Origin of the sequence: Streptomyces sp. SID8374, from assembly GCF_009865135.1 — a bacterium.
Classification (GTDB): Bacteria; Actinomycetota; Actinomycetes; order Streptomycetales; family Streptomycetaceae; genus Streptomyces.
Map to the genome: position 1 here is coordinate 2,881,391 of NZ_WWGH01000001.1, position 19,187 is coordinate 2,900,577.

General features: G+C 70.9%; 19 protein-coding genes. 7 read left to right on the plus strand and 12 right to left on the minus strand.

The features are described from left to right. Nucleotides 1-77: 77 nt before the first annotated feature. Both GTY67_RS12660 and GTY67_RS12665 read right to left on the minus strand, forming a co-directional pair. The gene (locus tag GTY67_RS12660) at nucleotides 78-734 is read right to left on the minus strand and encodes a response regulator transcription factor (protein ID WP_176727592.1); all 657 of its coding nucleotides are present in this window, start codon (nucleotides 732-734) and stop codon (nucleotides 78-80) included. Next, a complete protein-coding gene (locus tag GTY67_RS12665; protein WP_202461419.1) occupies nucleotides 731-3,109 on the minus strand; it encodes an ATP-binding protein in 2,379 nt (792 codons plus the stop codon). Before GTY67_RS12665 ends, GTY67_RS12660 begins: the two co-directional genes overlap by 4 nt. Nucleotides 3,110-3,348: 239 nt before the next feature. Here GTY67_RS12665 and GTY67_RS12670 point away from each other — a divergent pair, with 239 nt between their 5' ends. The 3 genes from GTY67_RS12670 (at nucleotide 3,349) to GTY67_RS12680 (ending at nucleotide 5,712) form a co-directional block, all read left to right on the plus strand. Then, the gene (locus tag GTY67_RS12670; RefSeq protein ID WP_161278706.1) at nucleotides 3,349-4,158 is read left to right on the plus strand and encodes an alpha/beta hydrolase; all 810 of its coding nucleotides are present in this window, start codon (nucleotides 3,349-3,351) and stop codon (nucleotides 4,156-4,158) included. 184 nt (nucleotides 4,159-4,342) lie between these two features. Continuing rightward, on the plus strand, nucleotides 4,343-4,864 hold the full coding sequence (locus GTY67_RS12675; protein ID WP_161278707.1) for a YbaK/EbsC family protein: 522 nt from the start codon (nucleotides 4,343-4,345) through the stop codon (nucleotides 4,862-4,864). Continuing rightward, entirely contained in the window at nucleotides 4,861-5,712 is an 852-nt protein-coding gene (locus GTY67_RS12680; RefSeq protein ID WP_093693599.1) for a DMT family transporter, read from the plus strand. Before GTY67_RS12675 ends, GTY67_RS12680 begins: the two co-directional genes overlap by 4 nt. Before the next feature lie 33 nt (nucleotides 5,713-5,745). Here the strand turns inward: GTY67_RS12680 and GTY67_RS35300 are convergent, their stop codons facing one another. Together GTY67_RS35300 and GTY67_RS12685 are read right to left on the minus strand one after the other, a co-directional pair. Beyond that, nucleotides 5,746-5,880, minus strand: coding sequence for a hypothetical protein (locus tag GTY67_RS35300; RefSeq protein WP_272925762.1), 135 nt, complete (start codon nucleotides 5,878-5,880; stop codon nucleotides 5,746-5,748). A 438-nt stretch (nucleotides 5,881-6,318) separates the two neighbouring features. After that, nucleotides 6,319-7,860 carry an alanine/glycine:cation symporter family protein gene (locus GTY67_RS12685; protein ID WP_161278708.1) on the minus strand — a complete coding sequence of 514 codons (1,542 nt, stop codon included), beginning with the start codon at nucleotides 7,858-7,860 and terminating at the stop codon, nucleotides 6,319-6,321. Between the two features lie 653 nt (nucleotides 7,861-8,513). Here GTY67_RS12685 and GTY67_RS34895 point away from each other — a divergent pair. Both GTY67_RS34895 and GTY67_RS12700 read left to right on the plus strand, forming a co-directional pair. Next, complete coding sequence (locus GTY67_RS34895; protein WP_237502600.1) at nucleotides 8,514-8,870, plus strand: ATP-binding protein; 357 nt, start codon at nucleotides 8,514-8,516, stop codon at nucleotides 8,868-8,870. A gap of 324 nt (nucleotides 8,871-9,194) precedes the next feature. Continuing rightward, nucleotides 9,195-10,253 carry a hypothetical protein gene (locus tag GTY67_RS12700; RefSeq protein ID WP_161278709.1) on the plus strand — a complete coding sequence of 353 codons (1,059 nt, stop codon included), beginning with the start codon at nucleotides 9,195-9,197 and terminating at the stop codon, nucleotides 10,251-10,253. 33 nt (nucleotides 10,254-10,286) lie between these two features. On the opposite strand, the gene GTY67_RS34520 is transcribed toward GTY67_RS12700, so the two are convergent. After that, a complete protein-coding gene (locus tag GTY67_RS34520; protein WP_202462320.1) occupies nucleotides 10,287-10,466 on the minus strand; it encodes a hypothetical protein in 180 nt (59 codons plus the stop codon). A 147-nt stretch (nucleotides 10,467-10,613) separates the two neighbouring features. Between GTY67_RS34520 and GTY67_RS12705 the strand changes: the two genes are divergently transcribed. Continuing rightward, on the plus strand, nucleotides 10,614-10,751 hold the full coding sequence (locus GTY67_RS12705; RefSeq protein ID WP_237502601.1) for a hypothetical protein: 138 nt from the start codon (nucleotides 10,614-10,616) through the stop codon (nucleotides 10,749-10,751). Here the strand turns inward: GTY67_RS12705 and GTY67_RS12710 are convergent, their stop codons facing one another. From GTY67_RS12710 to GTY67_RS12735, 6 genes are all read right to left on the minus strand, one after another. Beyond that, entirely contained in the window at nucleotides 10,752-11,225 is a 474-nt protein-coding gene (locus GTY67_RS12710) for a GNAT family N-acetyltransferase (protein ID WP_161278710.1), read from the minus strand. 61 nt (nucleotides 11,226-11,286) lie between these two features. Then, nucleotides 11,287-12,072: an SDR family NAD(P)-dependent oxidoreductase gene (locus tag GTY67_RS12715; protein WP_161278711.1), complete on the minus strand. Its 786-nt coding sequence runs from the start codon at nucleotides 12,070-12,072 to the stop codon at nucleotides 11,287-11,289. Next, the gene (locus GTY67_RS12720; RefSeq protein WP_161278713.1) at nucleotides 12,069-13,283 is read right to left on the minus strand and encodes a serine hydrolase domain-containing protein; all 1,215 of its coding nucleotides are present in this window, start codon (nucleotides 13,281-13,283) and stop codon (nucleotides 12,069-12,071) included. The genes GTY67_RS12715 and GTY67_RS12720 overlap by 4 nt, the downstream gene beginning before the upstream one ends. A gap of 97 nt (nucleotides 13,284-13,380) precedes the next feature. After that, nucleotides 13,381-14,169, minus strand: coding sequence for an ABC transporter ATP-binding protein (locus GTY67_RS12725; protein ID WP_161278715.1), 789 nt, complete (start codon nucleotides 14,167-14,169; stop codon nucleotides 13,381-13,383). Further along, entirely contained in the window at nucleotides 14,157-14,918 is a 762-nt protein-coding gene (gene cbiQ, locus GTY67_RS12730; RefSeq protein ID WP_161278717.1) for a cobalt ECF transporter T component CbiQ, read from the minus strand. The genes GTY67_RS12725 and cbiQ overlap by 13 nt, the downstream gene beginning before the upstream one ends. 90 nt (nucleotides 14,919-15,008) lie before the next feature. Further along, complete coding sequence (locus tag GTY67_RS12735) at nucleotides 15,009-16,067, minus strand: energy-coupling factor ABC transporter permease (RefSeq protein ID WP_093693616.1); 1,059 nt, start codon at nucleotides 16,065-16,067, stop codon at nucleotides 15,009-15,011. A gap of 262 nt (nucleotides 16,068-16,329) precedes the next feature. Between GTY67_RS12735 and GTY67_RS12740 the strand changes: the two genes are divergently transcribed. Next, on the plus strand, nucleotides 16,330-16,758 hold the full coding sequence (locus GTY67_RS12740; RefSeq protein WP_161278718.1) for an SsgA family sporulation/cell division regulator: 429 nt from the start codon (nucleotides 16,330-16,332) through the stop codon (nucleotides 16,756-16,758). A 199-nt stretch (nucleotides 16,759-16,957) separates the two neighbouring features. Here the strand turns inward: GTY67_RS12740 and GTY67_RS12745 are convergent, their stop codons facing one another. After that, nucleotides 16,958-19,183 carry an MMPL family transporter gene (locus GTY67_RS12745; protein ID WP_161278720.1) on the minus strand — a complete coding sequence of 742 codons (2,226 nt, stop codon included), beginning with the start codon at nucleotides 19,181-19,183 and terminating at the stop codon, nucleotides 16,958-16,960. Between the last annotated feature and the right edge of the window lie 4 nt (nucleotides 19,184-19,187).

Sequence of the window (19,187 nt, forward strand, 5' to 3'; positions counted from 1 at the left end):
CGAGCGTAGAAGCACCTCCGCCCCCGGTCACCCGGGTTTCCCGGCCCGCCGCATCCCCGAGTCAGGTCAGGTCAGGCTCAGAGGTCGTCGACATCGACGAGTCCGTCCTGGACGGCCCGGGCCACCAGGCTCGCCTTGGTCCGTGCGGGGCGGCCGACGTTCGCGTACTTGATCCGCACGCGGTCCAGGTACGAGTTGACCGTCCGTACGGAGATGCCGAGGCGCTGCGCGACCAGCTCCTTCGACTCCGACTGGAACCACTCGATGAGCACGTTCTCCTCGCGCGAGGAGAGCTGCGGCCGGTCCGCGCGGGCGTTGGTGCCCAGCGCACCGGCCAGCGCGGGCGGCATGTAGGGCCGTTCGTCGGCGGCCGCCAGCGTCGCCTCGACCAGGTGCTCCTGGCCCTCGCTCTTCGTCAGGAAGGTCGCGGCTCCGAGGTCCAGGCAGGTGAGCGCGGTCTTCTCGTCGTCCCGCATCGAGTAGACGACCACCTGCCGCCCGGCGTCGACAAGTCGCCGGAGGCCACTGAACGCCGGGACGGTCTCGCCCAGTTGGAGATCCAGGACGACCACATCGGCCGTACTGCCCGGAGCGGTCCAGGCTTCCCGGACGGAGGCGCCTGCCGCGACCACGGTGATCGGCCGTGGTGAAGCGCTGTACCACATCTCCACACCCGAGAGGATGGCCGGATGATCGTCGACGACGACCACGCTGACCGGTGCGTCGTTACTCATGACAGGGCAACTCCTGATGCCGCCGGTCTGCTCCAACTCGCTTCCGCCCACACACTTTCACCACGTCTAGTTCTTACCACGGACACGAGCGGGTCCGCGGCGGGGCTGTGCGACGGTTCAGCCGCTGCCTCGGTGCGGTCGTCCGCGCAGTCGACGCCCACGACGCTCACCCGGACGGCGCCGGGGGTCCATACGACCGTCACACGCGCGGCCGAGCGGGTGCGGCCCAGAGTCACCGCCACCGGGTCGATCAGCTCCCTGCGTATCTCCACGGGCACCTCACCCGGCAGGCCGCGCACGGCCAGGCTCACCGTCACCCCCTGGTGCTCGGCCACCTCGACGCAGGCCCGCAACTCGTTCAGCAGCGGGTCGGCAACCGCATCGCCCTCCGCGAACAGGCGGCGCATCCGGGCGCCTTCCACGCCGCACCGCAGTCTGACCTCCTCGTCGTGCGGGCTCAGCACACCGTGGCCGAGGCCCACCAGCAGCGGCACCGTCGTCGCCGTCAGCGCGCGGTAGCGCTCCTTGTGATCACTTTGCAGGTGCTCGTGGATACGTTCCCGGGTACGCAGTTCCTCCTCCCGCGCGGCAGCCGACCCCGCCGCCGGAGCCGTGTCGCGGAGCAGATGTGTCATCAGGGCACCGATGGCGAGCTGGAGGCCGCAGCTGCCCACCGTGGCGATGCCCAGGACGGCCGCCTCGGGCGCGGTCGGCGCCCCGTGCCAGACCACGGCGGCGGCGTTGATCCCTATGTGCGCCCCGAGGAACGCCGCGTACACCCTGACCCGCAGGTCTGCCAGCAGGAACAACGCATGCCAGCCGACCACCCCGAACGCCCAGTCCGCCGGGCCCGTCGAATGATTCGGCGGAAGCGTGTACGCGCTCACCGCCGAGACGGCCAGCACCGCACCCAGGCACCAGCCGCGCACCCCCGGCGGGATCCGCCTGCCGCGCAGCAGATGGGCGCCCCCGGTCGCCGCGACGGCGACGAGGCAGACGAAGGCGGCCGTCTGTGCCCACGCGGGGTGGTAGACGTCCTGGTGGGTCACGAGCCGGCGCAGCGAGATGGTGAACTGCCACACCAGGCAGATCAGCAGCGCGACCAGCTGGGAGCCGTAGAGGAGCTGTCCGCGGATGAAGCGGACCGCCGCCGTGTGCTGTGCCCGGGTGCGGTCGGCCGGGCCCGGCACTTCCGTGGCCTGCCCTGCTCCGTCCCCTGCCTGGGGCACCCGGCCCCGGTCCTGCCAGCGCCACCGCACGCGGGTTCCGGCGCCCGGACGCGAGGTGATGGAAGCGGTGCCTTCGACCGCGCGCATCCTGCCGATGATGGATCCGGAGATGCCCCGGCGCCGCACCGGGACGGAGTCCGGGTCGAAACCCCTTCCCGCGTCCGAGAGTTCGACGACGACACCGTTCCCCGCTTCGCTCCACGCCCTGAGTTCCGCTTCCCGCACCCCGGCATGGCGTGACACATTGGTGACGGCCTCCCGGACGCCGTTGAATATCGCGAGCCCCGGGCCGGACGGAATCGCGAGCGGGCCCTCGATGTGCGTCGTGAGCCGCACCCTGGCCTGCCCCTCCCCCTCGGGCACACAGCTCAGAAGGGCCGCGAGGTCGACGCTCCCCGTCTCGAATCCGGGCATGGCGGACAGCGCCTCCAGGTCCTGCCTGGCACGTGGCGGAAGCCACGACCAGTCCCGGCCGTCGCCCTGCGAGACCATCAGCAGTGTCGCGCTGGCCGTGTCGTGCAGGGTCGCCAGATACTCGCGCTCGGTCGCCCGCCGTGCCGCGGCGACATCGGCCTCCCGGCGCAGGGCCGCTCTCACGGCGGCCGACCGGTCGGCCGACCTGGCCCGCGCCCGGACGATGAGGTAGCCCGCCCTCGCCAGCCCCACCTGGATCAGCATGCGCACCAGAGGCACGACGTCGAGATCGTGCGCGGGCGAGGAGAGGACGTCACCCAGCACGCAGGCGGCAACTCCCGCCCCGGCGAGGGCGGCCCCGGCCACCGGCCGCGTCGCCCACTCGAACTGGAACGCGATGACGCTGATGCCGACGGCCACCTCCACCATCGCGTTCGCGCCCTCACCGCCGAGGACCGGCTGAGAGAGCCCCATCAGCAGCACCACCGCCGCGTCCAGCGCCCAGAGGAGGGCGAGCGGGAGCGGACGGCGCAGCGCCCGGAGACGCACACCGCAGGCGAGGACGGCCGGTGCCAGCAGCGCCGACGCCAGGGGCACATCCGGCTCGTCCGCCCAGACGAGGCCCAGCGCTCCGCACAGTAGGACCACGGTGGACCTGAGCCACACCCCGTACCGCTCGACGGTCCGGTTCACCAGGCGCTCGCTGTTTCCCTCGTGCCCCCCACGCCGCATGAGGGCGAGGTTAGTTGACCGGCGAACGGGCGGGGCCGGATGTGGGGCGAACGACCGGCACACCCCGCGACCGGGCCGGGCTAACGTCCCCGGCGAGAAGCACATTCGAAGGCGGGGACGGGGAACTTTCCATGCAGAGAACACAGAGAACTCAGAGAGCCCAGAGAGCCCGGAGGACTCGGACAGCTCAGAGGCGGCTCACGCTGCTTCTCGCCGCAGCGCTGTCGGCCGTCCTCACCATGCTCGCCGTCGCACCGGCCGGTGCGGCGGGCAAGCCGTCCCGGTCGAACGGGGCCGCCAACCGGGTCATCTTCGTCCACGGGTACGCCCCCTTGGGCAAGCACGACTGCACCAAGACCTTCAGCGCCGCCCGCAAGCACTTCACGAACAAGAAGTGGAAGGGGAACCTGCTCACCTTCGGCTACTACACGAACAACAAGAACTGCTCGTACAACGTCGGCGGCAGCCGTGAGACGCCCATCAAGGACGTGGCCAAGAAGTTCGCGAACCACGTCTCCAAGAACTACACGGAGAAGGGCATCAAGGTCGACGTCGTAGCCCACTCCATGGGCGGTCTCGTCGTCCGCTCCGCACTGCATTACACCCACAAGCGTGCGGCGGGCTTCCCGAAGAAGCTCTACATCGAGGACGTCGTCACGCTGGGCACCCCGCACGCCGGAATCACCCCGAGCCGGGCGACGCTCTGCGGAAACGCCCGGCAGTGCAAGGACTTGAAGGCGGGCAGCGCCTTCCTCAAGGCTCTCCCGAGCAAGATGCCGAGCACCACCAAGAACGGCAACATGAGCACCGACTGGACCACGATCTCCTCGTACAACGACGGAACCGTCTCCGAGTCCTCCGGCGTCGCCGGCACGGCGAACCACGAAGTCCAGTACAAAGCCGGGATCAACCACGGCGAGCTGATCACCACCACCTCCGGAACGCACACCAGCAGGATCAAACACTCCGGGAAGTGGAGTAAGTTCAGCAAGCGTGTCTCGCCCGTGGAACAGGCGCGCCTGGCCGTGTACCACCACTCCACGACCTGATATCCGCTGAGACGCGGAGCAACGGAAGGTGCGGTCGCCCGGGCAAGGGCGACCGCACCTTCAACGCGCATGGCCACGTTTTACGTACATGGTCATCATTGACGCGAACAATCACCCAGGTTTCGCTGTCCCGCCCCCCGGAACCCGCTCGCGTGCATACTGCACCGACCGCTAGCGTGCAGCCATGAGCAGCACATCCGGAACCCCCGGAACCACTCCCGCCGCACCCGTCTCCCACGCCCACCCCCGGTTCGCCGAGGCGCTGGCCGAGCTGGGCCTCCAGGTCGAGGTGCGCCGCTTCCCGGACGCGACCCGTACGGCGGCGGAGGCCGCGGCGGCGATCGGCTGCGCGCTGAGCGAGATCGTCAAGTCCCTGGTCTTCACGGCCGACGGCGTCCCGGTCCTGGTCCTGATGGACGGCTCCTCGCGGGTGGACGTGGAGCTCGTACGCCGCGAACTCGGCGCGCAGAAGGTGGCGCGGGCGAACGCGGACCTGGTCCGGGAGACGACCGGGTACGCGATCGGAGGCGTACCGCCCTTCGGCCACGCGACCCGGACCCGGGTCCTGGCGGACCGGCGGCTGCTGGACCACCCCGTGGTGTGGGCGGCGGCGGGCACCCCGCACACGGTCTTCCCCCTCGACCCCAAGACGCTGATCGCGCTCGCGGGCGCGACGGTTGCGGATGTGCGCGAGCCCGCCAAGTGACCCCGCTGGTCGCCCTCGCGGTCCTCGTCGCCGCGATAACGCACGCCAGCTGGAACGCCATCGCGCACGCCATCAAGGACCAGCTGCTCTCCTTCACGCTGATCTCCGGCGGCGGCGTGCTGATCGGCGCGGCGATGGCCCTCTTCGTTCCGCTGCCGGCGGCCGGGGCGTGGCCGTACCTCCTCGTCTCGGCCGCGCTGCACGTGGCGTACATGATGCTGCTGATGCGCTCGTTCACCCTCGGCGACTTCGGCCAGATGTACCCGATCGCCCGGGGTACGGCCCCGCTCGTGGTGACGGTCCTGGCGGCGGTCTTCGTCGGCGAGCGCCCGGACGCCTGGGCGACGACGGGCGTGGCGGTCGCCTCGGCCGGGCTGGTCGGCCTGGCGCTCTGGGGCATCCGGGGCTCCGGCAAACGCCCGCACTGGCCGGCGATCGTGGCGGCGCTCGGCACAGGCCTGGCCATCGCCGGGTACACGACGGTAGACGGCGTGGGTGTACGGGCCTCCGGCACACCACTCGGCTACGTCGCGTGGCTGATGATCCTGGAGGGCCTGGCGATCCCGGCGTACGCGTACTACCGCCGCCGCACCGAACTGATCGCCCAGCTCAAGCCGTTCGCGGTACGGGGCCTGCTCGGCGCGGCCCTGTCGGTCGTCGCGTACGGGCTGGTCCTCTGGGCCCAGACCAGGGCCCCGCTCGCCCCAATCGCGGCGCTGCGGGAGTCGTCGATCATCGTGGGCGCGGCAATCGGCACACTGTTCTTCAAGGAGCGCTTCGGGGCGCCGAGGATCGCGGCGGCGGGTCTGATGGTGGTGGGCATCGGGCTGATGCTGCACACGAGTTGAGCTCCCGGCCCTCGCCGGGCAGGCCAGGAGCGGCTAGTTGTCGTCCCCCTCGGTGAACTCCGGATACAGGTGGGGGTATTTCTTCGCCAACACCTCCGCGATCGCCTGTCCGGTGGGGTCGGTGACGTCCCACCCGTGCGCCGAGGGGTGACCGGGAACAGCCCGCACGCTCCGTACGCGGGCGTCGTTCCGCCACACCAGTCCAGGGAGGCACCATGTCCCCCTCTGAACGTCAGGGGAGGCTCCACGCACACGCGGTACTTGCCCAGCGGCAGCACGAGTACGGGCATCTGGAAGAGGCGTGCGTTTCGTGGGGGCGCTTCCTCGACGACTACGAGGTCCTGTCGACGGCTCGAGGGGACGAGCACTTCGACAAGTTGCGGTCCCTCGGCACGCCTCGCACCTCTCGCACCTCTCCAGTGGTCCGCGATCTCCGCGACCGCATTCACGCCGTGGCGGAGATGAAGGCGGCGTAGCAGGTCGGCCCGGACCGGCACGGGCCGCATACGGCAGCTGCCCCGGCCCCCTCCGAGAGGGAACCGGGGCAGCTCGGGGATCCAGGCGGGATCAGGCCGGGCAGCCGACCGGATCAGGTGTCCGACCGGGTCAGACCGTCACCTTGGCCGACTCGTCGTTCTTGTCTCCGTCGTCCCCGTCCGTTCCGCCGGCCTTCCGGACGCGGACGTACTCCAGGAAGTTGTTGAGCTCGCGCTTGACGACCGGGGCCAGGAGGTAGAGGCCGATGATGTTGATGACGGCGAGCGTGAAGAGCACCGCGTCGGCCAGGTCGATGAGGGTCTGCAACGTGAGCAGGGACCCGGCGACGGCGAACAGCGTGTAGACGCTCTTGTAGATGGTCTCGCTGGTGCGGCTGCGGCCGAAGAGGTACGTCCAGGCCTTGAGGCCGTAGTAGCCCCAGGTCAGCACCGTGGAGATCGCGAAGAGCATGACCGCGACGGTCAGGATGTACGGGAACCAGGGCAGCACGGTGGCGAAGGCGTCCGAGGTGATCGTCACGCCGCCGATGGACTCGCCGTCACGCGCCTCGCCCCAGCTGGCCGGGTTGGCGATGACGATGGTCAGCGCGGTCATGGTGCAGATGATGACCGTGTCGATGAACGGCTCCAGCAGCGCGACCAGGCCCTCGCTGGCGGGGTGCTTGGTCTTGACCGCGGAGTGGGCGATCGGTGCGGAGCCGATACCGGCCTCGTTGGAGAACGCGGCCCGCTTGAAACCGATGATCAGCGCGCCGAGCACACCGCCCGCGACACCTTCGGGGTTGAACGCGCCCTCGATGATCGTGGCGATCGCGGCGGGCACAGCGGTGACGTTGACGAGGATGACGACGAGACAGCCGACGATGTAGATCCCGGCCATCGCGGGGACCAGGCGGCTGGTCACCGAGGCGATGGAGCGGATGCCGCCGAGCAGGACGATGCCGACGAGCGCGGCGACGAGGATGCCGAAGAAGAGCGCCCCGCCGGAGGAGCCCATCGCGCCGTTCTCGCCACCGGTGACGGAGACGAGCTGGGCGTAGGACTGGTTGACCTGGAAGAGGTTGCCGCCGAAGAGCCCGAAGAACAGGATCATGATCGAGGCGAGGACGGCGAGCACCTTGCCGAGGCTCTTGCCCCTCGCCCCGAAGCGCTCGGCCAGCCCCTTGGGCAGGTAGTGCATCGGCCCACCGGAGACGGTGCCGTCGGCGTGGACCTCGCGGTACTTCACACCGAGGGTGACCTCGACGAACTTGGTGGCCATGGCGAGAAGGCCGCAGAGGATCATCCAGAAGGTGGCTCCGGCGCCGCCGATGGAGACGGCGACGGCCACACCGGCGATGTTGCCGAGGCCGACCGTGCCGGAGACGGCGGCGGTCAGGGCCTGGAAGTGGTTGACCTCGCCGTCGGAGTCCTTGTCGTCGTACTTGCCGCGCACCACATCGAGGGCGAGACGGAACTTCCGCACCTGGACGAAGCCGAACCAGCCGGTGAAGACCAGGCCCGCGACCCCCAGCCAGGCGACGATGAGCGGCACGTCCGCCCCGGCGATGGTGACGGAGTAGAAGACGATGCCGCCCAGCCAGTCGGCTATGGGCTCGAAGAATCCACCGACGGATTCGTCGATGTTCTGGGTGATGGAGTCGAGTGACACGTTGGCTACCTCGATGACGCGGGAGCGGCGGGCGGGGTGGGGGGGTCCTTCGCCGGTCGGTGTGCGGTGGGGGGATGAACGAACGTCGTTGTCCGGTCGGCGACCGGCAAGCCGCTGGGGCGGGCTACGACGGCAATCGCTCTGGTTTGCTGCCGGGCAAGGCCCGGCACTCCGCCGCGACGGTGGTTCCGTCAGGGAAGTTGGGCATTTGTACCACGGTCTTTACCGATCCTTTAGTGACGTGGTTCACATTCGAGAAGGATCGGGACGAAGGCGGTGGAGGAGTGACGGCATCGTTATACGGATCGCGAGATCCGTTTATCGGACACCTATATGGGGGCCGACGCCGAGCCCCGGGGTGGTTTCACCGGCAGCGGAAGGCTCAAGGCCTCTTCGAAGGAGAGGGATGCGGCGGGTTCAGGCTTTTCGCGTGCCTGTGCAGGCATGTGTCCACGGCGGACAACCTCCGGGGTCGCAGCAGCCGAGGAGACAGCTGTCCCCCCGACGCCGACCAGACTTCCCGGCACACCAGCGCGTATCGCGACGCGTTGCCCGCATCATAGTGGCGGGCGGCGGATCAGCGCCCTGCGGCGTACGGAACGAAGTCGACCCGCGCGGCGCGGGCCAGGGCGAGCCGGGGGCCGTGGACGTCCTTGGGTCAGCGACTCCACCGCCGCGGCCTCCAGTTTCGGCAGCTCCCGGATCTTCTCCGGATACCGCACCTCCGCGATGTCCGCCCTCATCGCCGCGAGCTTCCCGCCCGCTCCCAGCACCACGTCGGCGCCATCCATGAACTCCGGCCGGGCGGGCAGACGCTGCGGATCGAGGTCACCGACACGCGAGGCGACAGCGTTCCGCCGGGCCGGGGGGCCGTCAAAGAGCCCGAGGACGAGGACGCGGTACACGGGCGCGGCCTGCTCATCGTGGAGGCCCTGGCGGACCGCTGGGGCGTCGTCCCCGGGCCCGTACCGCGCAAGACCGTATGGGCCGAGACCGACCTCGTACGGTGACGATCCCGACCAGGTCGCGCGCGGCCGCGACCCGGTGTCCGGCGCGAACCCCCCACCGGATCGTCCGCCACCGCGACGCGGTGGCGCACGACATCAACTACTTAAAGAACCAAGGGAAATAACCCCACCCGACCCAACCCGTCCTCCACCTGACGCATCCCAGGGGCGCGTCACCCACATGGGTGAGGTTTACCAACTCAGCTGGATTTCGCACCGGTTGTCCGGCATATGCTCACGCCACCAGACCAGCACATACGTCGGCCCCCGGCCGGGACTGCAATCCCGATCGAGGGCCTGACCACCAAGGAAGCAGAACCCTTCCCGATGGATACCTTGCAGAATACTGCGCTCATGCGCGCCCTGGCAGAGCTTCCCGGGCCTCTCCCGGCCCGTGGCGTGATCCAGATCGTGATCCCGCACACCGACCGCTTCACCGTCGTCGGCAACCACCTCGCCCAGCACCCCGGCCTGAGCACCGTCGCCGTGGGCTTCGCCGTACGCATCCAGTCCCTGCCCCAGGGCGCCGAGATCGGCGTCAAGGCGCTGGCCGCCCGCTTCCCTGAGGGCGAGAAGCGCATCGCCGCCGCCCTGCGCGAGCTGGAGGCCCACGGCTACCTGCAACGGGCCCGCACCCGTCTGCCGAACGGCCGGATCGTCACCCGCACGGTGTTCTGCAACCAGCCTGCGGCGCTGTTACGTCCCCGAGTTGCAGCGGTCCGACCACAGCTGCCTCCCACCGCACCGCAGACCCCGCCGCCGGTGCCGGACCCAGCGCCCGAACCGCCCGCAGCCGAGCAACCATCACCGGAAGCACCCGCACCGCAGACCCCCGTACCCCCCGACGTACAACACGACCACGGACACGGCCCCGAACAGCCACACGCACACGCACACGCACACGAGGCGCAGGATCACGCCCCCTTCATCTCCCTCGTGCCGCCTCCCACCGCACCCAAGCCGCCGCGCCCGCCCCTCCCCAGGCCCCGCGAACTCACCCCGGAGCTGGACCGCGCCGCCACCGCGCTCCTCAGCGACCTCCGCCGCCACGCACCCCAACTCGTCCTCTCCGAGAACGACATCCGCCAACTCGCCCCCGCAGTCGCCGCCTGGCTCGAACGCGAGGCCCGCCCCGACACCATCCGCCACACCCTCACCCACGACCTCCCCCAGCCCCTCCGCAACCCCGCCAAACTGCTCAAACACCGCCTCAGCGCCCTCATCCCCCCGCCCCTCCCCGGCACCGGGGACCTCACTCCGCCACCCATCCGCCGCATCACCGTCACCCCCTTCCAGACCTGCGACGGCTGCGAACGCGCCTTCCGCTCGCCCGCCCCCGGCCACTGCCGCGACTGCCGAACCGACAGCGCACAGGCCGCCGCCTGAGCTGCTCGTGCCGCGTTCGTCAGCCCTCCACGTTCAGGCGACGAGCAGGCGCAGCCCCAGCTCCGCCCGGTCGAGGGCGACGAGGTCGCGGTTGCGTTCGGCCCACCGGCCCGAGGAGAGGTCGTCGCGGAGGCCGGCGAATTCGGGCAGGCAGAGCGGACGTCGACGCCCTGATCTCCGAGCTGGTGGCCACGGCACGCGGCGCTGTGGCACTCGACAACCTGGCCCCCATCGCCCTGCTGCTCACGCAGTGGCGGCACAGCACCGAGGTCTACGCCGATCCCGCCCTCCTCGCGATCCTCCGCCGCCAACGACCACCCCCAGCGCCGGCACCTCCTCAAGGGCAAGCTCGGAAGCACCGTGCTCAAGGGCCAGGGCCTCGAACGCTGGCAGTACGAGGTCACCGGCGGTGGGCGCATCTGGTACGTGATCGACCCCGTCGACCGCACTGTAGGGATCACCTACGCGGGCACCGGCCACCCCAAAGCCACGGACTGATCACCCCACCCACTCCGCCACCACCTCCCCGTCCTCCTCCGCCCCCGTCGGGCGGAAGCCGAGCGCCGTGTACAGGTGGGCGGCGGGCTCGTTGGACGGGGCGTAGGAGAGGCGGACCGGTGGGTGGTCCTCCCGGGCCGACAGCCAGGTCGCCAGGGTGCGTACGGCGGCTGCGCCGATGCCCCGGTCCTGGTGGGCGGCGTCGATCAGCATGCCGCCTATCCAGTGCGAACCGTCCTCGTCCCGCGCCCACATGATGTGGCCGGTCACCTCGTCGCCGGCCAGGACCGCCAGGGAGTGCCAGGTGGACTCGCGGGACGTCAGGACCAGGTAGCGGGCCGCCAGGGCCGGGACCCAGGCGCGCTGGTCGTCACGCGGGGCGCAGTCGGCGACCGCCCGCCAGTTGTCCGCGTCCACCTCGTGGAGGGTGACGGGGCGGCCCGCCTTGTCGGTGTGGTCGTACGTGATGATCATGCGGGGAGGCTAGGGCGGTGCGCGGCGCCGGGCCACGGGATTTCTGTGCCGGTCACGGGAGCTACGGCTGGGTCATCGCCTGGCGGAAGCCCGTGTTCACCGCCAGGATGCCCCCGTCCACCCGCAGCGTCGTCCCCGTGATCCACGACGCGTCGGACGAGGCCAGGAAGGCGACGGCGGACGCGATGTCCTCCGGGGTGCCGACCCGGCCCAGCGGGTAGAGCGCCGCCGCCCGTTCCAGCTCCGCGTCGCGGCCCGACCAGGCCGCCGTGCGGATCGTGCCCGGGGCCACCAGGTTGACCCGTACGCCGCGCGGGCCCGCGTGGCCGGCCAGCGTACGGGTCAGGCTCGCCAGGCCCGCCTTGGCCGCGCTGTACGCGTGGCCGCCGAAGTCCTGCTCGCCGTTGACCGAGCCGATGGTGACGACCGCGCCCCGGCCCGAGGCGACCAGGTGCGGCAGCGCGGCGCGGGCGCAGCGGAACGGGCCGGAGAGGGTGATGTCCAGGTCCCGTTCCCAGTTCTCGTCCGGCTCGTCCTCGAAGAGCTTGGCGTCGTCGCTCGCCGCGTACGCGTTGTTGACCAGGACATCCAGGCCGCCGAAGGTCTCGACCGCGTACGCCACCGCCGCCTCCACCGCCGTCCGGTCCGCCACGTCGCAGGCCAGGGAGTCGGCCGTGCCGCCCGCCTCGCGTATCGCCGCCGCCGTGTCGGAGGCGCGCTTCGCGTCCAGGTCGGTGACGAGGACCGAGGCGCCTTCCGCCGCCAGGCGGTGGGCCGTTGCCGCGCCGATGCCCTGGCCGGCGGCGGTGATCAGGACGCTGTAACCATGGAAACGGGGTCGTGTCATAGCGCCGACCGTACTGCCCTGACCAGCGCCTGGGCACGGGGGTCGGCGGTGACTCCCTTCTGGAGGCCGTTGGTGACGTAACCCAGCGCGATGCCCGACTCCGGGTCCGCGAAGCCCAGCGAGCCGCCCCGGCCCGGGTGGCCGAACGAGCCCGGGCCCAGCAGCGGTGCCGCCGGGCCGTGCAGCATGTAGCCCAGGCCGAACCGGGTGTTGACGACCAGGACCCGGTCGGGGCCCGCCGACTCCTCCGTGCGGGCCAGGGTGAGGGTCGCGGGGGCGAACAGGCGGCGGTGGCCGTCGACCGGGCCGATCATCGCGGCATAGCAGTGGGCCAGGCCCCGAGCGGTCGCGATGCCGTTGGAGGCCGGGAGTTCCGCCGTACGGTAGGCCGCGTCGTTCTCGTCCGGGAACGGGTCGATCGCGCCGAACGCCCGCCGGGTCAGCGACTCCGGGTCGCGGTAGGCCTCCACCACCGAGCGCTTGGGGCGTACGCGCAAGGCGCCGGAGGCCGTGGCGGAAACCGGCGGCTCCACCGGGCCGATGCGGCCGATGCGGTGCGCCTCCTCCGCCGGAAGCCCGAACCAGAAGTCCAGGCCGAGCGGGCGCGCGATCTCCTCCGCGATCCAGCGGCCGATGGTGCGGCCGGTGGCGCGGCGGACCAGTTCGCCGATGAGCCAGCTGTAGGTCTGGGCGTGGTAGCCGTGGTCCGTGCCCGGCTCCCAGTACGGGCGCTGCGCGGCGACGGCGGCCGGGCCGGAGACCCCGTCGGCCGCCTCGGCGGGGGTGAGGGTGCGGTCCAGGGCGGGGACCCCGGCGCGGTGGGCCAGGAGGTCGCGGACCAGGACGCGTTCCTTGCCGTTCGCCTTGAACTCCGGCCAGTACGTGGAGACCGGGGCGTCCAGGTCGACCTGCCCGCGCTGGTGGAGCAGGAGCGGGACAGCGGCGGCGATGCCCTTGCCCGCCGAGCGCACGATCTGGACCGTGTCGACGGCCCACGGTTCGGTGCCGTCCACGTCCCTCGTACCGGCCCACAGGTCCACGACCTTGCGCCCGTCCCGGTAGACGGCGACCGCCGCGCCGCGCTCGCCCCGCTGCTCGAAGTTGCGGACGAAGGCGTCCCGGACCGGTTCGAACCCCGGGGCCACCGTGCCCCGTACGTCTACGTCCCTGCCTGCCTCTGTACCCGCCGCCGTTCCCACGCCCTCGCTCATCCCCCCATGGTGCACGGCCCGGCGAGGTCCCCGGGGAGCGGGTCACCGTCACCACCGCACTGTCACGAGCTGTTTACGGCGACGGAACCGTGACCGGTCACGGCGACGGAACGGTGACCGACCTCGGGTCGAAGCCGAACGGCAGCTCCAAGCGGTGCGCCCGCATCAACTCCTCGTCGCAGAGGAGGTCCTGCGTACGTCCGTCGGCGGCGATCACGCCCTCGCTGAGGATCACCGCGCGCGGGCAGAGCTCCAGTGCGTACGGCAGGTCGTGGGTGACCATCAGCACCGTGACATCCAACGAGCGCAGGATGTCGGCCAGTTCGCGGCGGGAGGCCGGGTCCAGGTTGGACGAGGGCTCGTCCAGGACCAGGATCTCCGGCTCCATCGCGAGGACGGTGGCCACGGCGACGCGGCGGCGCTGGCCGAAGGAGAGATGGTGCGGCGGGCGGCCCACGTACTCCTCCATCCCCACCTGCTTCAGCGCCCGCAGGACCCGCTCCTCCAGCTCGGGGCCGCGCAGCCCCGCCGACGCCGGGCCGAACGCGATGTCCTCGCGGACCGTGGGCATGAACAGCTGGTCGTCCGGGTCCTGGAAGACGATGCCGACCCGGCGGCGGATCTCCGCGAGGTGCCGCTTGGCCACCGGGAGACCGGCGACGTGGACCGTGCCGGAGCCCGCCTCCAGGATGCCGTTGAGGTGCAGGACGAGCGTGGTCTTGCCCGCGCCGTTGGGGCCGAGGACCGCGACGCGCTCGCCGCGCCCCACGGTCAGGTTCACCCCGAAGAGGGCCTGGTGGCCGTCGGGGTAGGCGTAGGCGAGGCCGCTGACGGCGAGTGACGGGGCGGGGTCCTGGGACGCGGAGGAGGAAGTCACAGGGTCCATCCCAGCAGACAGACCGTGAGCGCGAGCACGGGGAGGGCCGCCGCGTACGCCCATTGGGTCCGGGTGGCCGTCACCTCGTCGATCACGGGCATCGTGCCCGCGTACCCCCGGCTGACCATGGCGAGGTGGACGCGCTCGCCCCGTTCGTACGAGCGGATGAACAGGGCGCCCATCGAGGTGGCCAGGACGCCCCACTGCCGTACGCCGCGCGCCTCGAACCCCCGGGAGCGGCGGGCGATCGACATACGCCGCATCTCGTCGGTGATGACGTCCCCGTACCGGATCATGAACGAGGCGATCTGGACGAGCAGTGGGGGCAGCTTCAGCCGCTGGAGGCCGAGCAGGACGGCCCGCAGCTCGGTGGTGGAGGCCAGGAGCACCGAGGCGGCAACGCCGAGGGTGGCCTTGGCCAGCACGTTCCAGGCGCCCCAGAGGCCGGGGACGCTGACCGAGACGCCGAGGACCTCGGTCTGCTCGCCCGGCACCACGAACGGCATGAGCAGCGCGAACGCCACGAACGGCACCTCGATGACCAGCCGCTTCAGCAGGAAGCCGACCGGGATGCGGGCCGCCGCCGCGACGGCCGCCAGGAGCGCCGCGTACAGGGCGAAGGCCCACATCGCCTCACGCGGGGTGGAGACGACCACGAGCACGAAGCCGAAGACGGCGGCCAGTTTGCAGTGCGGGGGCAGCCGGTGGACCGGGCTGTGTCCGTGCCGGTAGAGCTTGTGCGCGTGGCCCGCTCCCATGGTCAGACCTCTTCTCTGTCGGAGCACTTCGTTCTGTAGGACCAGAGAGTGATAAAGGTCGGACCTCAGACAGGTCAGGCCACTTCTCCATCAGACGTTCTCGTGGTCGCGGGACGCCTCGGCGGACTCCTCCTTGCGGCGGCGCACCACCCAGAAGACGCCCGTGCCCACGACGACCGTGGCGCTGACGCCGATCACCCCGGCGAGACCGCCGGAGAGCCTCGCGTCGGAGATGTCGCCGACCCCGTAGTCGGCGAGCGGGGAGTCGGCCGCGCCGTGCTCCCGGACCTTCTCGTCGATGCCCTGGTCGGCGGCGACCCGCTCCAGGCCGTCGGGGTTGCCGGAGGCGTAGAAGGAGACGAACCCGGCGAGGACGAACGCCGAGACCAGGCCGGTGATCCAGAAGCCACGGGTCGACCGGGGCGCGGCGGCGGGCTCCGGTTCGCGCGTGGCGGCCGGGGCGTCGACCAGTTCGCCGTCGACCCGGAGCTTGAGGGGCGCGGCCAGGCCCTGGACGCCGTGGACGAGGTCCGGGCGTACGGCGAGGACGGCGCCGACGGTCAGCGCGGTGATGACCGCCTCGCCGATACCGATCAGGATGTGTACGCCGACCATGGCCGTGAACACCTTGCCGATCGGGATGTCGGTGGTGCCGCCGATCCAGTAGAGCAGCGTGAACGCGGCGGCCGACACGGGTACGGAGACCAGCGCGGCGACGAACGCCGAGGCGGTCGCGGACCGGCGGGTGCGCGGCAGGAGGCCGGTGAGCAGGCGGAACAGCGCGTACGCGACGACGACGGTGACCACGCCCATGACGGTGATGTTCACGCCGAGCGCGGTGAGGCCGCCGTCCGCGAAGAAGATGCCCTGCATCAGCAGCACCACCGCCAGGCAGAGCACCGCCGTGTACGGCCCGACAAGGATCGCGGCCAGCGCCCCTCCCATCAGATGGCCGCTGGTACCGGCGGCCACCGGGAAGTTCAGCATCTGCACGGCGAAGATGAACGCGGCCACCAGACCGGCGAGCGGGGCGGTGCGCTCGTCCAGTTCGCGGCGGGCGCCACGAAGGCTGACGGCGACCGCGCCGGCGGCGAGAACCCCGGCGGCGACGGAGACAGGTGCATCGATGAAACCATCGGGTACATGCATGAGAAGGCTCCGCTTCCTGCGGTTCCGCACGGTGTCCGCGTCCGCGTGGACGCGGTTCTGCGGGCGGGGTCATGAACCCATCAATAATAGTGCTCTCTTGCGAACCATACGCAAGAGCTGGCCCCCGGCACCTGCGTCACATCCACCGCAGGCGAGAGCCTGGGCCTCACCTGCTGTCACGGTGAGCGGACGCCCACCGCGCCACTTCCGTGAAATATGGGACATTAGAGGGCAGAGCGATACATATAGGAGGAGCCGGCCCATGTCCCCTGTGATCGAAGAACATGCACGCGCCCGGCTCATCACCGATGGCCCTCTGACCCGTCCGGTCCCCGTCGATCTGCGCTACGACGCCGCCGAGGACCCGCGCACCGTCCACATCACCCTGCCCGGCGGCACCGACTGGGCGTTCGGCCGCGACCTCCTGGAACGCGGCCTGCGCTCCCCGATCGAGCGCGGCGCCGTCCGCGTCTGGCCCTGCGGACGTACGCAGCTGATCGTGGAGCTGCACTCGACGGATGGGGTCGAGGTGTTCCAGTTCGAGATCAGGACCCTGATCCGCTTCCTGGCCCGCACCCGCGCACAGGCCGCGGCGACGGCCGCACCGTCGGACGGGACCCCGGAGAAGCAGCCGTCCCGCACCACCACCGCCACCCGCCCGGAGCGGGGCGCCCCGGCGACCCGCGGCTGAGACCGGGACGTACGAGCGAAGAAGGTAGACGGAGAAGGCCCCCGTGCTCATCGCACGGGGGCCTTCTCCGCGCCCCGGCCCCCCGTCCCCACAGGTGACCGGCGCTTCCGGGGCCGCGCTCCGCTCAGACGCGGTCCCGGGGCTCATGGAGGACTCGAACGGCTCCGCGGAGTCCCCTTACAGGCCGGCCCGGGCGGGCTCAGACGCGTACGAGCTCGCGCTCGCCGCCGTCACCGCCGCCCTCGGAGCCGGCGGGCTCCTCCGTCAGCTGCTTCTGGAGCTTCTCGCCCTCCACGTCCACGTTGGGCAGCGCCCGGTCCAGCCAGCGCGGCAGCCACCAGGCCCGCTTGCCCAGCAGGGCCAGGACGGCCGGCACGATCGCCATGCGCACCACGAACGCGTCGAACAGGACGGCGATGGCGAGCGAGAAGCCGATCATCTTGATCATCTGCTCGCTGGAGCCGATGAAGCCCGAGAAGACGGCGATCATGATGACCGCTGCCGCCGTGACGACCCGTGCGCCGTGCTGGAAGCCGGTCACGATGGCCTGGCCGGGGCTCTCGCCGTGGACGAACGCCTCGCGCATCCGGGTGACGAGGAAGACCTCGTAGTCCATCGCGAGACCGAAGACCACACCGACCATGAAGATCGGCATCATGCTCATGATCGGACCGGTCTGCTCCACCCCGAAGAGCGAGCCGAGCCAGCCCCACTGGAAGACCGCGACGACCGCGCCGAGGGCCGCGACCACCGAGAGCAGGAAGCCGAGGGCCGCCTTCAGCGGGACGAGGACCGACCGGAAGACCAGCATCAGCAGCAGGAACGCGAGGCCGACGACGAGCGCCAGGTAGGGCAGCAGCGCGTCGTTCATCTTCTGCGAGAAGTCGATGTTCATCGCGGTGGCGCCGGTGACCAGGATCTCGGCCCCGGTGTCCGCCTTGATGGCCCCGCCCGCGTCACGGATGTCGTGGACGACCTCCTCCGTGGCGTGGGAGGACGGCCGGTCCTTCGGGATGACCGTGATCATCGCGGTGTCGCCGGCCTTGTTGAACTGGGCCGGGGCGACGGCGACGACGCCGAGCCCTTCGATCTCCTCGCGGACCCGCTCGGCCGCGCCCTTCGCGTCGGAGCTGCCCTTGCCGTCCATGACGACCATCAGCGGGCCGTTGAAGCCGGGGCCGAAGCCGTCGGAGAGCATGTCGTACGCCTGGCGCTGCGTGGTCGACTTCGGCTGGGCGCCGTCGTCGGGCAGGCCCATCTCCAGCGAGGCGGCCGGTACGGCGATGACGCCGAGGCCGAGGACGCCGACCAGCAGGACCCAGACGGGCCTGCGCAGCACGAACCGCGCCCAGCGGGTGCCCATGTTCGGCTTGGCCTCGGGACGGTTCTCCGCCTCGGCGGCCTTGCGCGCCTTGCGGCCCATGACCCGCTTGCCCGCGAAGCCCAGCAGGGCCGGGACGAGGGTGAGGGCGATGACCACGGCGATCGCGACCGTACCGGCGGCGGCGAAGCCCATCTTCGTCAGCATCGGGATGTTGACGACGGCCAGGCCCACCAGGGCGATGACCACGGTGAGACCGGCGAAGACGACGGCCGACCCGGCGGTGCCCACGGCCCGCCCGGCGGCCTCCTCGCGCTCCCGGCCCTCGGCCAGTTCGGCGCGGTAGCGGGAGACGATGAAGAGGGCGTAGTCGATGCCGACCGCGAGGCCGATCATCATGGCGAGCGTCGAGGTGGTGGAGCCGAGGTCCAGGACGTTGGCCAGCGCGGTGATCAGCGAGACCCCGATGCCGACCCCGATCAGGGCGGTCAGCAGCGGCAGCCCGGCCGCGATCAGCGAGCCGAAGGTGATGACCAGGACGACGGCGGCGATGGCGACACCGATGATCTCGGCGGCCCCGGTGTGCGGCATGACCTGGAGCGCGTCACCGCCGATCTCCACCTTCATGCCGCTCTGCTGCGCGTCCTTGCCCGCCTCCTTCAGGGCGTCGGTGGTCTTGTCGGTCAGCTCCATGGAGTTGACCTTGTAGGAGACCGCGACGTACGCCGTCGAACCGTCCTCGCTCACGGCCTGCGCCTCGAACGGGTCGGCGACCGAGGCGATCTGGTCGGAGCCGGAGTCCAGTTCCTTGACGATGCCCTGGATCTCGCTCTTGTTGGCCGAGTCGGTCACCTTCTCGCCCTCGGGCGCCTTGAAGACGACCCGGGCGGTGGCCCCGTCGGCACTGGAGCCGGGGAAGCGCTGTTCCAGCAGGTCGAAGGTGCGCTGCGCCTCCGTACCGGGGATGGAGAAGGAACTGGAGGTGGCGGTGGACGCGGAGGCCGCGCCGAATCCGGCGAGCGCCAGCAGTGCCACCCAGACCAGGGCGACATAGCGGCGGCGCCGGAAGGCGAACCGTCCGAGCTTGTAGAGGAAAGTGGCCACGGGG

Bases quoted from the DNA above. Each gene is read 5' to 3' on its own strand.
- GTY67_RS12740 (WP_161278718.1), top strand. From the start codon at position 16,330: ATGTCCCCTGTGATCGAAGAACATGCACGCGCCCGGCTCATCACCGAT.
- GTY67_RS12715 (WP_161278711.1), bottom strand. From the start codon at position 12,072: ATGACACGACCCCGTTTCCATGGTTACAGCGTCCTGATCACCGCCGCC.
- GTY67_RS12735 (WP_093693616.1), bottom strand. From the start codon at position 16,067: ATGCATGTACCCGATGGTTTCATCGATGCACCTGTCTCCGTCGCCGCC.
- GTY67_RS12725 (WP_161278715.1), bottom strand. From the start codon at position 14,169: ATGGACCCTGTGACTTCCTCCTCCGCGTCCCAGGACCCCGCCCCGTCA.
- GTY67_RS12670 (WP_161278706.1), top strand. From the start codon at position 3,349: ATGCTCGCCGTCGCACCGGCCGGTGCGGCGGGCAAGCCGTCCCGGTCG.
- GTY67_RS12710 (WP_161278710.1), bottom strand. From the start codon at position 11,225: ATGATCATCACGTACGACCACACCGACAAGGCGGGCCGCCCCGTCACC.
- GTY67_RS12660 (WP_176727592.1), bottom strand. From the start codon at position 734: ATGAGTAACGACGCACCGGTCAGCGTGGTCGTCGTCGACGATCATCCG.
- GTY67_RS12675 (WP_161278707.1), top strand. From the start codon at position 4,343: ATGAGCAGCACATCCGGAACCCCCGGAACCACTCCCGCCGCACCCGTC.
- cbiQ (WP_161278717.1), bottom strand. From the start codon at position 14,918: ATGGGAGCGGGCCACGCGCACAAGCTCTACCGGCACGGACACAGCCCG.
- GTY67_RS12720 (WP_161278713.1), bottom strand. From the start codon at position 13,283: ATGAGCGAGGGCGTGGGAACGGCGGCGGGTACAGAGGCAGGCAGGGAC.
- GTY67_RS12700 (WP_161278709.1), top strand. From the start codon at position 9,195: ATGGATACCTTGCAGAATACTGCGCTCATGCGCGCCCTGGCAGAGCTT.
- GTY67_RS12665 (WP_202461419.1), bottom strand. From the start codon at position 3,109: ATGCGGCGTGGGGGGCACGAGGGAAACAGCGAGCGCCTGGTGAACCGG.